The sequence below is a fragment of the Pseudomonas sp. RIT409 genome, from assembly GCF_003052515.2.
In the GTDB taxonomy this organism is placed as follows: Bacteria; Pseudomonadota; Gammaproteobacteria; order Pseudomonadales; family Pseudomonadaceae; genus Aquipseudomonas.
This window is the reverse complement of record NZ_QARE02000023.1, coordinates 50,643-64,562: the sequence shown is the minus strand read 5'-3', so window position 1 is coordinate 64,562 and position 13,920 is coordinate 50,643. Positions and strand designations below refer to the sequence as shown.

17 protein-coding genes are annotated in these 13,920 nt (G+C 62.1%); 10 read left to right on the top strand and 7 right to left on the bottom strand.

The window, feature by feature from the left end:
- Positions 1-93: 93 nt before the first annotated feature.
- A complete protein-coding gene (locus DBP26_RS22920; RefSeq protein WP_108239881.1) occupies positions 94-414 on the bottom strand; it encodes an EscU/YscU/HrcU family type III secretion system export apparatus switch protein in 321 nt (106 codons plus the stop codon).
- Entirely contained in the window at positions 414-2,024 is a 1,611-nt protein-coding gene (locus DBP26_RS22915; RefSeq protein WP_108239880.1) for a flagellar hook-length control protein FliK, read from the bottom strand. Before DBP26_RS22915 ends, DBP26_RS22920 begins: the two co-directional genes overlap by 1 nt.
- 141 nt (positions 2,025-2,165) lie before the next feature.
- Here DBP26_RS22915 and ccmA point away from each other — a divergent pair, with 141 nt between their 5' ends.
- From ccmA to DBP26_RS22865, 10 genes are all read left to right on the top strand, one after another.
- Complete coding sequence (gene ccmA, locus DBP26_RS22910; protein ID WP_108239879.1) at positions 2,166-2,801, top strand: cytochrome c biogenesis heme-transporting ATPase CcmA; 636 nt, start codon at positions 2,166-2,168, stop codon at positions 2,799-2,801.
- Positions 2,798-3,469, top strand: a complete 672-nt coding sequence (gene ccmB, locus DBP26_RS22905; RefSeq protein ID WP_108239891.1) for a heme exporter protein CcmB — start codon at positions 2,798-2,800, stop codon at positions 3,467-3,469. The genes ccmA and ccmB overlap by 4 nt, the downstream gene beginning before the upstream one ends.
- A gap of 117 nt (positions 3,470-3,586) precedes the next feature.
- Positions 3,587-4,390, top strand: coding sequence for a heme ABC transporter permease (locus tag DBP26_RS22900; RefSeq protein WP_177411118.1), 804 nt, complete (start codon positions 3,587-3,589; stop codon positions 4,388-4,390).
- On the top strand, positions 4,387-4,563 hold the full coding sequence (gene ccmD / locus DBP26_RS22895; protein WP_108239878.1) for a heme exporter protein CcmD: 177 nt from the start codon (positions 4,387-4,389) through the stop codon (positions 4,561-4,563). Before DBP26_RS22900 ends, ccmD begins: the two co-directional genes overlap by 4 nt.
- Positions 4,560-5,027, top strand: a complete 468-nt coding sequence (gene ccmE, locus DBP26_RS22890) for a cytochrome c maturation protein CcmE (protein ID WP_108239877.1) — start codon at positions 4,560-4,562, stop codon at positions 5,025-5,027. Before ccmD ends, ccmE begins: the two co-directional genes overlap by 4 nt.
- A 3-nt stretch (positions 5,028-5,030) precedes the next feature.
- Positions 5,031-7,004 carry a heme lyase CcmF/NrfE family subunit gene (locus DBP26_RS22885; protein ID WP_108239876.1) on the top strand — a complete coding sequence of 658 codons (1,974 nt, stop codon included), beginning with the start codon at positions 5,031-5,033 and terminating at the stop codon, positions 7,002-7,004.
- Complete coding sequence (locus DBP26_RS22880; protein WP_108239875.1) at positions 7,001-7,537, top strand: DsbE family thiol:disulfide interchange protein; 537 nt, start codon at positions 7,001-7,003, stop codon at positions 7,535-7,537. Before DBP26_RS22885 ends, DBP26_RS22880 begins: the two co-directional genes overlap by 4 nt.
- A gap of 8 nt (positions 7,538-7,545) precedes the next feature.
- Positions 7,546-8,040, top strand: a complete 495-nt coding sequence (locus DBP26_RS22875; RefSeq protein WP_108239889.1) for a cytochrome c-type biogenesis protein — start codon at positions 7,546-7,548, stop codon at positions 8,038-8,040.
- Positions 8,037-9,242, top strand: coding sequence for a c-type cytochrome biogenesis protein CcmI (gene ccmI, locus DBP26_RS22870; RefSeq protein ID WP_108239874.1), 1,206 nt, complete (start codon positions 8,037-8,039; stop codon positions 9,240-9,242). The genes DBP26_RS22875 and ccmI overlap by 4 nt, the downstream gene beginning before the upstream one ends.
- 57 nt (positions 9,243-9,299) lie before the next feature.
- Positions 9,300-9,713 (top strand): hypothetical protein, encoded by a 414-nt coding sequence (locus DBP26_RS22865; protein WP_108239873.1) that lies wholly within the window; start codon positions 9,300-9,302, stop codon positions 9,711-9,713.
- A gap of 104 nt (positions 9,714-9,817) precedes the next feature.
- On the opposite strand, the gene DBP26_RS22860 is transcribed toward DBP26_RS22865, so the two are convergent.
- From DBP26_RS22860 to folE, 5 genes are all read right to left on the bottom strand, one after another.
- Positions 9,818-10,816, bottom strand: coding sequence for a sulfate ABC transporter substrate-binding protein (locus DBP26_RS22860; RefSeq protein ID WP_108239872.1), 999 nt, complete (start codon positions 10,814-10,816; stop codon positions 9,818-9,820).
- A gap of 112 nt (positions 10,817-10,928) precedes the next feature.
- Complete coding sequence (locus DBP26_RS22855; protein WP_108239871.1) at positions 10,929-11,786, bottom strand: ion transporter; 858 nt, start codon at positions 11,784-11,786, stop codon at positions 10,929-10,931.
- A gap of 46 nt (positions 11,787-11,832) precedes the next feature.
- Positions 11,833-12,714 carry an urea transporter gene (locus tag DBP26_RS22850; RefSeq protein ID WP_108239870.1) on the bottom strand — a complete coding sequence of 294 codons (882 nt, stop codon included), beginning with the start codon at positions 12,712-12,714 and terminating at the stop codon, positions 11,833-11,835.
- A 95-nt stretch (positions 12,715-12,809) separates the two neighbouring features.
- Positions 12,810-13,181, bottom strand: a complete 372-nt coding sequence (locus tag DBP26_RS22845) for a glutathione S-transferase N-terminal domain-containing protein (protein ID WP_177411117.1) — start codon at positions 13,179-13,181, stop codon at positions 12,810-12,812.
- A 52-nt stretch (positions 13,182-13,233) separates the two neighbouring features.
- Positions 13,234-13,779 carry a GTP cyclohydrolase I FolE gene (gene folE / locus DBP26_RS22840; RefSeq protein WP_108239869.1) on the bottom strand — a complete coding sequence of 182 codons (546 nt, stop codon included), beginning with the start codon at positions 13,777-13,779 and terminating at the stop codon, positions 13,234-13,236.
- Positions 13,780-13,920 lie beyond the last annotated feature (141 nt).

Below are 13,920 nucleotides of genomic sequence, written 5' to 3'. Positions count from 1 at the left end.
GTGTGCCGTGTGGTGGGTTTGGCAGCAGGATCGATTGGCCGTTCAATGCAATCCGGTGGTTCGCATCTGGCCGTCGCCTGCCCTCCAAGGCGGTCAAGGGAGCGTGATGTCCCGCTCCACCGGCGCCGGATCTGGATTGAATCCAGTCGGGTACTTCCCCTTCAAACGCCAGGCGAAGGCGATGATTTCTGCAATCGTCAGATACAATTCCTGAGGAATGCTGTCACCCAGCTCCATTCGGGCGAGCAGGGTCACCAGTTCGGCGTTTTCGTAGATGGGCACTTTGTATTCCCGGGCGATCGCCAGGATGGCCTCGGCCAGGGCATCGTCCCCTTTCGCCGTCAGGGTGGGCGCCTGATGGCCGTCATAGTTCAGGGCCACGGCCTGACGCGGTTGCTGTTCGGGCGTTGTCATCAGGCGTTCTCGTCAATCCAGCGTTGTTCCAGTACCGGTCGCCCGCCTTGGGTCGGGGCGCCGCGGCTGCATGTCAGGTCTTTGACGTTCAGGCCGCAGGCCACCAGCCTCGCTCGCAGATTCTCCAGTTCGGAGGCGATCAGCTCGGCAGCGCCTTCCCGTTCAGCCCACATCTGGCTCGACAGGCTGCCCCCCACCAACTGCGCCTGGACCTGCAGCGGCCCCAGCGGCTCGAGGTCGAACGCCAGCTCGACGCGCCAGAGCTTTTCCTTTTCCTTGGGAGGGGTCACCGCGTCGGGGGTGTCTTCACGCTCCGCAGTGTCTTCACGCTGCAGCTTGACTTGCAGCGGCACCACGTCATGGGCGTTGCGCATGGGAATTTCCAGTTGCCAGGTGGTCACTTGGGTGCCATCGGCGTTGGTGCGCGTCTGCTCCAGCCCGCCCAACTGGTGGCTTTGCAGGCGCGAGAGGGCGCCCGCTGCCAGCTTGAGCAGGGTTTCCAGGTCGTCCGGGTTCTGCGGGCTGCCCAGGGTTCTGGCCGGCAATGGGAAATGCGTCGGCGTGTTCGGCGCGGCCACCAGTCCCAGGGTTCCCAGCGCATTGCGCACGAACCCCGGCATCGCGCGGGCCAGGGTGTTGGCGGCCGCTGCATCGTTATAGGTCACGTTCCCGGGCACGCCGGGAAGGATTTGCGCAATGACGCGCAGCAGGTTGGCTTTCAGGTCCGGTATCAGCGTCGGGTTTTCCCCGGCAAGCAAGCGCGACTCCATGAACAGTCCGCTGGCGTTAAGGGCCTGGGCGACGCCTTTGGCGGTGGTGAGTTGCTGCAGGTCCGGAAGGTCGGCGAACAATTGCTCGATGCTGGCGCGTAATGACGGTGTCAGCGGATCTGGCGCCGTCGTGGAGGGCGGCGGCAGGTTCTGCAGCGCGGCGAACAGACTTTGCAGGGAAGCCTGACGGCTTTGCTGGGTCGACAATTGCTGGGCCAGGGCCAACTCGTCGAGGCGATCCGGCAGCGCAATAAAGTTCAGCGCCTGGCTGCTCTGCACCTGGGCGCTCAACAGGCTGCCCACCCGCAGCGCTTGCGGGCTGTCCACGGTCAGGCTGCTGCCGGCCAGGGCCGTGTTGAGCAACAGGACGATCGAACGATAGGTCGCTGCGGCGCCCGGCTGGCTGGCCAATTGCGCGACATTTTGCGCCACCACCTGTGTGGTCAGCACCTTGCCTTGCAGCAAGGTGCCAGCAGGGAGCTGCCGGGTGTCGATCTGCGTCAGGCTGTTGGCGATTGCTTTTTGCAGGTCCTGCAGGCTGATGGTCAGCGTATCCGCCGAGCCTTGGGCCACGTTCACTGTCGTGCCCGGCGTCAACGGCAGCGAGCTGCTGACGGGGAGGGTGGTCTGGCGCCCGCTGTCCATCGTCAATTTCAGCAACAGCTGGAAGTCCTGGCCCAATTGTCTGAGGCTGACCACTTCGGCGTTGGCGACCTGGCCCGCACTCAGCAAGCCTTCCCGAGGCTCGACCAGCTTGAGGACTTCCCCGGCGGCCACGCCCGCGCGTAACAGTGCGGTGGCGGCGGCAACGGGTGCAAGATTGGGTATATCGCCTGTCATCAGATCCCGACTCGGTAAAATTGCGCTCTGGAGGGCTCAAGCTGGCATAATCCAGCACTCGCTAAGCTGCAACAAAGTATAACGGCCGCTGCGCCCTTGACTTGAACGGCTGCCTACCTGCCATCCGAAAAGAAGGTCCCCATGTCGATCCCCGTTCTGGAAGCCACAGGGCTCGCGTGCGAGCGCGACTGGCGACTGTTGTTCGAGCACCTCGATCTACGCCTGTCGGCCGGGGACATGGTGCAGATCAGCGGCCCCAACGGCAGCGGCAAAACCAGCCTGTTGCGCCTGCTCAGTGGCCTGATGCAGCCCACTGCAGGTGATGTGCTGCTGGACGGTAGCCCCATGGCCGCGCAGCGAAGCAATCTGGCGCACCACCTGTTATGGATCGGCCATTCAGCAGGGATCAAGGACGTGCTCACGCCCGTCGAAAACCTCACCTGGCTCTGCGCGCTTCACCACCGGCTGGACACGGCGCAGATCTGGAGCGCCCTCGAAGCCGTTGGACTGCGCGGCTTCGAGGATGTGCCGTGTCACACCTTGTCCGCCGGACAAAAGCGCCGGGTCGCGTTGGCCAGGTTGTTCCTGCCGGGGCCGGGGTTGTGGATGCTCGACGAGCCGTTCACCGCGCTGGACAAGCAGGGTGTGGCGCAATTGGAGGAGCACTTGGCGGTGCATTGCGAGCAGGGCGGCGTGGTGGTCTTGACGACGCACCATGTGCTGAGCCGCAAGCCGGCCACCTATCGCGATCTGGATCTGGGGCAATGGGCCGTATGAGTCATGTCTTCGCTTCGCTGATCGCCCGCGAAGCCCGGTTGCTGTTTCGTCGCCCCGCTGAATTGCTCAATCCGCTGGTGTTCTTCGCGATTGTCATCGCCCTGTTTCCGCTGGCGGTAGGGCCGCAGGCACAATTGCTGCAGACGCTGTCGCCTGGGCTGGTCTGGGTGGCTGCCCTGTTGTCGGTCTTGCTGTCGCTGGACGGCCTGTTTCGCAGTGACTTCGAAGACGGCTCGCTGGAACAATGGGTGTTGTCACCGCACCCGCTGGCGCTATTGGTGCTGGCCAAGGTGGCGGCCCACTGGGCCTTTTCCGGCCTGGCGCTGGTGCTGTTGTCGCCGCTGCTGGCGCTCATGCTGGGGTTGCCCACGGCGTGCCTTCCCGTATTGTTAGGGTCATTGTTGCTGGGCACGCCGGTATTGAGCCTGCTCGGGGCAGTGGGGGCTGCGTTGACGGTTGGGCTCAAGCGTGGCGGTCTGCTCTTGGCGCTGCTGATTCTGCCGTTGTACATCCCGGTGCTGATTCTGGGCAGCGGAGCCCTGCAAGCTGCACTTGAGGGCATGCCTGCGACCGGCTATCTGCTTTGGCTTGGCAGCCTGACAGCACTCGCTATAACGCTGACACCTTTTGCAATTGCCGCTGGCTTGAAAATCAGCGTTGGCGAATAATCGATTCCTGATCGATCGGACAACTTTTCTGTGGGTAACCCTGGTGACGCTTCGGACCACAGAAGCGCACGTACATGAAAGAGCCTTGATGAACAGCATGATGATAAAGGCGGCGCAATGAACACGCGCGCCAAGACGAAGACCGGCATCGGTTGGGCCTGGTTTCACAAGTTGGGGTCGCCCAAATGGTTTTACGGCATCAGCGGTCGCCTGTTGCCATGGCTGAGCATCGCCGCCGCGTTGCTGATCGCCATCGGCGTGGTCTGGGGCCTGGCGTTTGCGCCGCCGGATTACCAGCAAGGCAACAGTTTTCGGATCATTTATATCCATGTCCCGTCGGCGATGCTCGCGCAATCCTGCTATGTGATGCTGGCGGTCTGCGGCGTGGTCGGGCTGGTCTGGAAAATGAAGATGGCCGACGTCGCCCTTCAATGTGCGGCCCCCATCGGTGCCTGGATGACCGCTTTGGCGCTGGTCACCGGGGCCATCTGGGGCAAGCCGACCTGGGGCTCGTGGTGGGTCTGGGACGCGCGGCTCACGTCGATGCTGATTCTGCTGTTCCTGTACTTCGGCCTGATTGCATTGGGTAACGCCATCAGCAACCGCGACAGCGCGGCCAAGGCGTGTGCGGTGCTGGCCATCGTCGGCGTGGTCAACATTCCGATCATCAAATATTCCGTGCAATGGTGGAACACGCTCCATCAGGGCGCCACGTTCAGCCTCACCGAAAAGCCGGCAATGCCCGCCGAGATGTGGCTGCCGCTGCTGTTCACCGCGCTGGGGTTCTACTGTTTCTTCGGCGTTGTGCTGCTGCTGCGCATGCGCCTGGAGGTGCTGAAGCGCGAGTCCCGTGCCACCTGGGTGAAGGATGAAGTGCAAAAGGCCCTCGGCGGGCGTGCCGTCGAAGGAGGAGGGCGATGAGCTTCGATTCCTTCAGCGCCTTTCTCGCCATGGGCAAGCACGGGCTATTCGTGTGGAGCGCCTACGGCATCTGCTTCACCGTACTGGCCATCAATATTGTTTCACCCTGGCTGGCGCGTCGGCGTTACCTGCAACAAGAGGCGCGTCGCTTGCGCCGGGAGAGCACTACGTGAATCCGCTTCGAAGAAAGCGCCTGATGATCATTCTGGCCATCCTGGCTGGGGTGGGCATCGCCGTGACGCTGGCGCTCAGCGCTTTGCAGGAAAACATCAACCTGTTCTATACCCCAACGCAAATCGCCAGTGGCGAAGCACCCCACGACACCCGCATCCGCGCCGGGGGGATGGTGGAAAAGGGTTCGCTGCAGCGCTCCGCCGACTCGCTGGACGTAACCTTCGTGGTCACGGATTTCAACAAGGCCGTGACCATTCATTACCGGGGGATTCTGCCGGACCTGTTTCGCGAAGGGCAGGGCATCGTCGCGTTGGGCAAACTCAACGCCGACGGCGTGGTGATGGCCGATGAGGTGCTGGCCAAGCACGATGAAAAATACATGCCGCCCGAGGTGACCAAGGCCTTGAAAGACAGCGGCCAGCCAGCGCCCGGCGCAACTTCTCTCCCGGCAAAACAGGGGTAAACCATGATTCCCGAACTCGGTCATCTGGCGATGATCCTTGCCCTGTGTTTTGCCGTGGTGCAGGCCGTGGTGCCGTTATTGGGCGCCTGGCGCGGCGATCGCCTGTGGATGAGCCTGGCCCGTCCCGCCGCCTGGGGCCAATTCACGTTCCTGCTGTTTGCGTTCGGCTGTCTGACCTGGTCGTTCATGGCCGATGATTTTTCGGTGACCTACATCGCCGAGAACTCCAACAGCGCCTTGCCGTGGTATTACAAGTTCAGCGCTGTCTGGGGTGCCCATGAAGGGTCGTTGCTGCTTTGGGCACTGATTCTGGGGGGCTGGACTTTCGCCGTGTCGGTGTTTTCGCGCCAATTGCCACAAGTGATGCTGGCGCGCGTGCTGGCCGTGATGGGCATGATCAGCACCGGTTTTCTGCTGTTTCTGATCCTCACCTCCAACCCGTTCAACCGCCTGCTGCCACAGATGCCCCAGAACGGCCGCGACCTCAACCCCCTGCTGCAGGACCCTGGGCTGATCGTCCATCCGCCAATGCTCTACATGGGCTACGTCGGGTTTTCGGTGGCCTTTGCGTTTGCCATCGCCGCCTTGCTCGGCGGTCGGCTGGATGCCGCATGGGCCCGCTGGTCGCGGCCATGGACCATCGTTGCCTGGGCCTTTCTCGGCATCGGCATCACCTTGGGGTCCTGGTGGGCCTATTACGAGCTGGGTTGGGGAGGCTGGTGGTTCTGGGACCCGGTGGAAAACGCCTCATTCATGCCCTGGCTGGTCGGCACCGCGTTGATCCACTCGCTGGCCGTCACGGAGAAGCGCGGCGTGTTCAAAAGCTGGACCGTGCTGCTCGCCATCGCCGCCTTTTCGTTGAGCCTTTTGGGAACCTTCCTGGTGCGCTCGGGCGTGCTGACGTCGGTTCACGCCTTCGCGTCCGATCCGGCACGCGGCGTGTTCATCCTGGTGTTCCTGCTGATGGTGGTGGGTGGTTCGTTGACCCTGTTCGCGGTTCGCGCGCCGGTGGTGAAAAGTCATGTGGGTTTCGGTCTGTGGTCACGGGAAACCCTGCTGCTCGGCAACAATCTGGTGTTGGTGGTCGCGGCGTCGATGATTCTGCTCGGCACCCTGTACCCCCTGGTGCTGGACGCTTTGAGCGGGGCGAAGATGTCCGTCGGTCCGCCGTATTTCAACGCCCTGTTCGTGCCGCTGATGGCCGTGTTGATGCTGGTCATGGCAATCGGCGTGCTGGTTCGCTGGAAAGACACGCCGCTCGCCTGGCTGCTGGGCATGCTCACGCCAGTGTTGATCGGCAGCGCGGTGCTGGGGGGAGTAGCCAGCCTTGCCATGGCCGATTTCCATTGGGCGGTGCTGGCGACCTTCTTCCTCGCGGCCTGGGTATTGCTGGCCGGCATTCGTGATCTGCTGGACAAGACCCGCCACCGGGGGCTGTTCAAGGGCATGCGGGGCTTGACCCGCAGCTATTGGGGCATGCAGCTGTCGCACCTCGGCATCGCGGTGGTCGCGCTGGGTGTCGTGCTGTCGAGCCAAAGCAGTGCGGAGCGGGATTTGCGCCTGGCGCCGGGAGATTCGGTGGAGCTGGGCGGTTACACCTTCGTGTTCGAAGGGGCCAGGCACCTTCAAGGCCCGAACTTCACATCCGATCAGGGCACGATCCGCGTTCTGGACGCTGGCAAGGAAGTCACCGTCCTGCACCCGGAAAAACGCCTGTATACGGTGCAGCGCTCGATGATGACAGAAGCCGGTATCGACGCAGGCTTGACCCGTGATCTCTACGTTGCGTTGGGTGAACCGTTGGACAACGGCGCCTGGGCGGTGCGGGTGCACGTCAAACCTTTCGTGCGGTGGATCTGGTTCGGCGGCCTGATGACGGCGCTGGGCGGTGTGCTGGCCGCGCTGGACAAGCGCTATCGGGTCAAAGTGAGGGCGAAGGTGCGCGAAGCGTTGGGGCTGTCGGGGGCTGCGGTATGAAGCGTTGGGTGTTGGTGATTCCCCTGCTACTGTTTTTGGGCTTGGCGGGGGTGCTTTACAGGGGGCTTTATCTGGACCCCTCGGAGCTGCCGTCAGCCTTGATCGGCAAGCCGTTTCCGGCGTTTTCGCTGCCCGCGGTGCAGGGCGGCCAACCCCTGACGCGGGCGAACTTGCTGGGCAAACCGGCCCTGGTGAACGTCTGGGGCACCTGGTGCGTGGCCTGCCGTGTCGAGCATCCTGTGCTGACCCGGCTGGCGCAACAGGGCGTGGTGATCTACGGCGTCAACTACAAGGACGTAAACGCCGATGCGCTGAAGTGGCTCAAGGATTTTCACGATCCGTACCAACTGAACATCAACGACGAAGCCGGGAGCCTGGGGTTGAACCTGGGCGTCTATGGCGCGCCGGAGACCTTCCTGATCGACCGCAACGGCATCATCCGCTACAAGCACGTCGGTGTGATCGATGACACGGTGTGGCGTGAAAAACTCGCTGGCTTGTATCAGGGGCTGGTGGACGAGGGCGCGCAATGAATCGGCTGATGCAGGTCCTCCTGAATAGCTGCGGCAGTCGAGTCTGTGTCGTGCTGTGGGTTGTGCTCGGGTGGGTCGGCACTGCCCACGCCGCCATCGACGCTTACACCTTCAAGGACGACGCCGAACGTGCCCGATACACCGAACTGACGCGCGAGCTGCGCTGCCCCAAGTGCCAGAACCAGGACATCGCCGACTCCAATGCGCCCATCGCCGCCGATCTGCGTAAAGAGATCTATCGCATGCTGGGCGAGGGGCAGAGCAATCAGCAGATCATCGACTTCATGGTCGACCGCTATGGGGAGTTCGTTCGTTACAAGCCTGAGCTCAACGCCCATACCTGGTTGCTCTGGTTCGGCCCCGCGGGCCTGTTGCTGGGCGGGATGGTGCTGATCGGCGTGATCGTCGCTCGGCGTCGCCGCCAGCGCGCTGAAGGTCCCCATGAGCTTTCCGACGAGGAGCGTCAGCGCCTCGCCCATCTGTTGGATAACAAACCCGAATGATCGATTTCTGGCTAGCGGTCAGCCTGCTGTTGCTGGTGGCCTTGAGTTTTCTGTTGATCCCCCTGCTGCGTGGTCGCCGCGCCCAGCCTGAAGAAGACCGTACGGCCCTCAACGTCGCGTTGTACCAGGAGCGTCTGGCCGAGTTGCAACAGCAACAGGCCGAAGGCGTGCTGTCGGTCGCGCAGATGGACAGTGGGCGCGCGGAGGCAGCGCGTGAGCTGCTGGCGGATACCGAAGGCGCGGCTCCTGAGCGGACAGCGCGCCTGGGCAAACCGTTGCCGGTGCTCGCGGCATTGTCAGTGCCGCTCATTGGGCTCGCGTTGTACTGGCACTTTGGGGCTGCCGACAAAGTGGAATTGACCCGCGAGTTCGCTCAGCCACCGGCTTCACTGGCGCAGATGACCGATCGGCTCGAGCGGGCGGTCAAGGCTCAACCGGACTCAGCGGAGAGCCTTTACTTCCTCGCCCGGACCTACATGGCGCAGGATCGCCCCGCTGACGCCGCGGCCATGTTCGAGCGCGCCGTCGGTCTGGCAGGGCGGCAACCGGAGTTGCTGGGGCAATGGGCCCAGGCGCTGTATTTTGCAGGCAACAAGGCCTGGACGCCGCGAATTCAGACCTTGGCCGATGAGGCCTTGACGCTTGATCCCAAAGAAGTGACCAGCCTGGGCCTCAAGGGCATCAATGCCTTTGAAAGCCAGCATTTTCGGGACGCGGTGGACTACTGGACACGGCTGCTGGCCGCGTTGCCGCCCGATGACCCCTCCCGCGCCGCGCTTGAGGGGGGCATCGCACGGGCCCGCGAGAGCGCTGTGCAGCGGGGTGAAACGCCGCCAGCGTCGGCGCCTGCCACTGCCGCTGCAGCGCGTTTGAGTGTAAGGGTCAGCCTGGCGGAGGCCTTGAAAGACAAGGTCCAGCCCGGCGACACGGTATTCGTCTTCGCTCGCGCGGTGTCCGGTCCCCCTGCGCCGTTGGCGGTCAAGCGGGTCACCGTGGCGGACCTGCCGGTGGAGGTGCAACTGACCGACGCCGACGCGATGATGCCGCAGCTGAAACTGTCCAACTTTCCGGAAGTCCAACTCGTGGCCCGGGTCTCCAGGGCGGGCCAGCCCACCTCGGGAGAGTGGGTCGGGCGCAGCCAGCCGCTGCCCAGCAACGTGACGGCCCGACAGGCCCTGACCATCGACAGCCCCGATCAATAGCGCCCGTAGCGCTTGGTCGCGAGGCCCAGACATCGTCCAGAACAGTAGAGAAGCACTATGTATCGCGTCGCACGATTTGCCTTGTTGAGTGTGGTTGTGGCGCTGAGCGCCGCGTGTGCGGTCCAGCGCCCGGGGCCGCAAAGTTCGGAGCCTATTCGCACGCTTCCCGTTCCGTCGCCCACCCCCCAACCCGGAACGCCTCGCACGCCTGCGCAGACGCCACCGTCGGTGCCGATCCCGTCCGGACCGAAAACCTCCTCCCATTTCGCCCCGCCACCCGGCGGCAACAGCCATTGGGACGCTAAATTGGGCGTACATGTGCTGGATAACGTGCCCAATACTTTCTATCGCCAGCGCACCTATTACCGTTGGAACAACGGCTGGAGCTGGTCGACCTCGCCAAGCGGACCTTGGCAGGAAACCGATGCCAGCGGCGTGCCGCCGGGGCTGAGTCGGCAGTTTGGCAATTGACGGCGATCTTCGTCCTGGGAATGCCTCTTGGAGGCAGCCTCCTGAACGATGGGCAATAAAAACGGCGACCTGAAGAGGTCGCCGTTTTTCATTCGGTCAGTGGCTCATTTGGCCGGATAGATCTCGTCGAATACGCCGCCGTCGATGAAATGGGTTTTCTGCACGGTGCGCCAGTCGCCGAACGTCTTCTCGACGTTCAGGAAATCGACTTTCGGGAAACGGTCGGTGTACTTGGCCAGCACCGCCGGATCACGTGGACGCAGGTAGTTGGCGGCAGCGATTTCCTGGCCTTCAGGCGACCACAGGTACTTCAGGTAGTCCTCGGCCAAGGCCCGCGTGCCTTTTTTGTCGACCACTTTATCCACCACGCTCACTGGCGGCTCGGCCTCTGCGGAAACGGTCGGGTAGACGACTTCGAACTGATCGCGACCGAACTCCCGGGCAATCATCTCGGCTTCGTTCTCGAAAGTCACCAATACATCGCCGATGTGGTTGGTCATGAACGTCGTGGTGGCGCCCCGGCCTCCTGTGTCGAGCACCGGCACATGGCTGAACAGCTCGCCGACGAACTTCTTGGCCGCCGCTTCATCGCCCCCGTTTTTCAGCGTATAGCCCCACGCCGAGAGGTAGGTGTAGCGGCCGTTGCCTGATGTTTTCGGGTTGGGCACCACCACCTCCACGCCGTCCTTGATCAGATCCGGCCAATCCTTCAGCGCCTTTGGGTTGCCTTTGCGCACGATGAACACAGTGGCCGAGGTGAACGGCGCGCTGTTGTTCGGCAGACGGGTGACCCAGTTCTTCGGCACGAGCTCGCCGTTATCCGCTAGGGCATTGATGTCGGTCGCCATGTTCATGGTGATCACATCGGCGGGCAGGCCATCGATGACCGAGCGCGCCTGTTTGCTGGAGCCGCCAAATGACATCTTCAGTGTCACGTCTTCTTTGTGCTCGGCCTGCCAGTGCTTCTGGAATGCGGCGTTATAGTCCTTGTAGAAATCGCGCATGACGTCGTACGAAACGTTCATCAGTTCGGGCGCGGCCTGCGCAGCGCTGCCGAACGCCATGCCCGCAGCCAGAAGTGAAGCGGCGAAGAGTTTGTTCACTGCAGATTCCTTTGTCGTGTGAGAGATTTATTCTTATGAAAAAAAACGATGGCTAATGGCCGTGACTATAACGAAATCCTCATCAGCGACCCTAGACCAAAATCGCTGATGCTTATGCCTTTTGCTTAGGAGATGCTGGCGTCACACCGTCTCCCCTTGGAAACAGCGCGTGACCGCACCGGGAACAGAACGCGGCGCTCTGCTCGTGGGTGTTCTTGGCGCAGACGGGGCAATCGTGTTGCAACTGTTCGCCGCGCATGGCGTTGGCCAGCTCGGCGGTGAAAATGCCGGTCGGCACCGCAATGATCGAGTAGCCAATGATCATCACCAGCGATGAGAGCATTTGGCCAATGGGCGTTTTCGGGACGATGTCACCGAAACCTACCGTGGTCAGGGTCACGATTGCCCAATAGATGCCTTTGGGTATGCTGGTGAAGCCATGCTCCGGGCCTTCGATGACGTACATGAGGGTGCCGAACACTGTCACCAGCGTCGAGACGGTGACCAAAAACACGATGATCTTCTGCTTGCTGCCTCGCAGCGCTTCGAGCAGGTAATGGGCCTGCTTGAGGTAGGGGCTGAGTTTCAGCACACGAAAGATCCGCAACATGCGCACCACGCGCACGATCAGCAGGTATTGGGCATCGCTGTAGTAAATCGCGAGAATGCCGGGGACGATGGCCAGCAGGTCGATCAATCCGTAAAAGCTGAAGGCATACTTCAACGGCCGTGGCGAGCAGTACAGGCGCAGCACGTACTCGACCAGAAACACAAAGGTGAACCCCCATTCGATGTTCGCCAGCAGCCTGGCGTAGTCGCGGTGCACGGCTTCTATGCTGTCGAGCATCACCACCAGCAGGCTGCTGAGGATGACCAGCAGCAGAATCTTGTCGAAGCGGCGACCGGCCGGGGTGTCGGTCTGAAAGACGATGATGCGCAATTGCTCGCGCCACGGAGGGTTGCGGTCCATAGGGGCAGTTCCGAAAACGGGGTGGGCAGAGCCTGTTACAAATGCCTCAGCCGTGCAACCGAAGATCGTTGATCGATCGTTGCAGCACGCGACTGCCGGCTTGCACCAGCCAGCACGCCAAAACGAACGGCGCGGTCAGCGTCGCCAGTCCCAATCCGGAAAAGCCCGGCTGCAGCAGGATCGCCAGGACGATGGCAATTGCAGGCAGCCAAGGCTTGTCCCGGACATGACTGAACGCCAGTGCGGCCAATGCGGGGTTGTAAGCTGACAGCCCCAGCAAGGCGACGTCGCGCTCCTGCTGCATGAGGGCAGAGGCGATGCCGCTGGCGCAACCCACGATTGCCCACAACGCGGCGGTTCGGTTGGCCGCGCACAGCCCGACCCCGATCAGGATGCCCGCCACAGGATGATCGAGCAGAAACACCTGACCCAGTCCCACGGGCAGCGCTTCAAGCAGGTCCCGATCAGCCGGCGCCAGCCCGGGGGCGGTTGGGGCACAGGTCAGCAACACCCAACTGAACAGAACGAAAGGCGCAGTGTAGGCCTTCAGGCACGATGCTCGTGGTGCTAGCTCGAACCAAGCGTGAATCAGCATGGCGCTCAGCCCTGAAGCGGCAATGATCAACAGCGGCAACAGGGGCGACCCTTCGAACCGATGGCCAATCAGCAGTCCCAATAAAACGCCGTTGTAACTGTACAAGCCGGATTGCCGTGCGGCCTTTGAATACCCGCGACGCTGCGCCGTCAGCAAACCGGTGACTGCTCCCAGCAAAGCACTGCCAAGCGAAGCGGGGGCGCTGATGAAGATAGCCAACAGGCACATGAGCCCACAGAAGGGGCTGCGCTGCAGCAGAACCTGGCTGAAACCGTTCAACAGGGCTTCTGCCCAGTCAGGACAATGGGACGCGATGGCAGGGGAAGAGCGCATATATGTATTCAATAGTTGTTTTTATTGTATACATATTCGCTAATGCTCGAGCGCCGATCAAGCTCCGTCGTCGAGGCTACTGAAAGGGAACACCATCAGACCGCTGAAAAGCGTTGGTCGAGGTAAGCGATGATGGCCTTTGACTCGTACATCCAGACCGTCTGACCGCCATCTTCGATGCGCAGGCACGGTACTTTGATCTTGCCACCGTTGTTGAGTAGAGCCTGGCGATCCAATGGGTTGTTCTTCGCATCGCGCAACGCGACCGGTACGTTCAGCCGACGCAGCGTGCGGCGGGTCTTCACGCAGAATGGGCAGGCGTGGAACTGATACAGCGTCAGCCCCTTGGCAGCGGCATCGACTGCCGCCTGGGCCTGGGGGGAGCGCTTTTTCTTGCGGGGGCGGGTCAAAAAATCGACCAGAATGACCGCCTGGCCCAGGCTTACCCGCAATGCCTTCATCAACATGTTCGAAACCTCGCGACCGCAACGACCGTTACGGCGCTTCAGAATGACCGGATCACTTGATCAGGCTGAGAAACTCGGTGCGTGTCGCGGCATTTTCGCGGAACTCACCCAGCATCACCGAAGTGATCATCGATGAATTCTGCTTCTCCACGCCGCGCATCATCATGCACATGTGCTTGGCTTCGATGACCACCGCGACGCCCAAGGCACCCGTGACCTGTTGCACGGCTTCGGCAATCTGACGGCTGAGATTTTCCTGGATCTGCAGGCGACGAGCGAACATGTCGACGATGCGCGCCACCTTGGACAGCCCCAGTACCTTGCCACTCGGGATGTACGCCACATGGGCCTTGCCAATGAAGGGCAGCAGATGGTGTTCACACAGCGAATACAGCTCGATATCCTTGACCAGCACCATTTCGCTGTTGTCGGAGCTGAACAGCGCGCCGTTGGTGACTTCTTCGAGGGTTTGCTGATAGCCGCGGCAAAGGTACTGCATGGCTTTCGCCGCACGCTTGGGCGTGTCGAGCAGGCCTTCGCGGGAGATGTCTTCGCCCAGTTGGCCGAGGATCGCGGAGTAATTCTGTTCCAGTGTCACAGGGTTGTGTTCCGTGTGGGTTCAAAAAAAGCGCGGGCTGGAGGGCCTGCAAAGGCGCACATAGTAGCCTAGCAGGGCGGTCTGGGGTAAGGCGGGCGATCGACAAACCTGCGGCACCTCGCCGCCGTCTCCCGTGTCAGG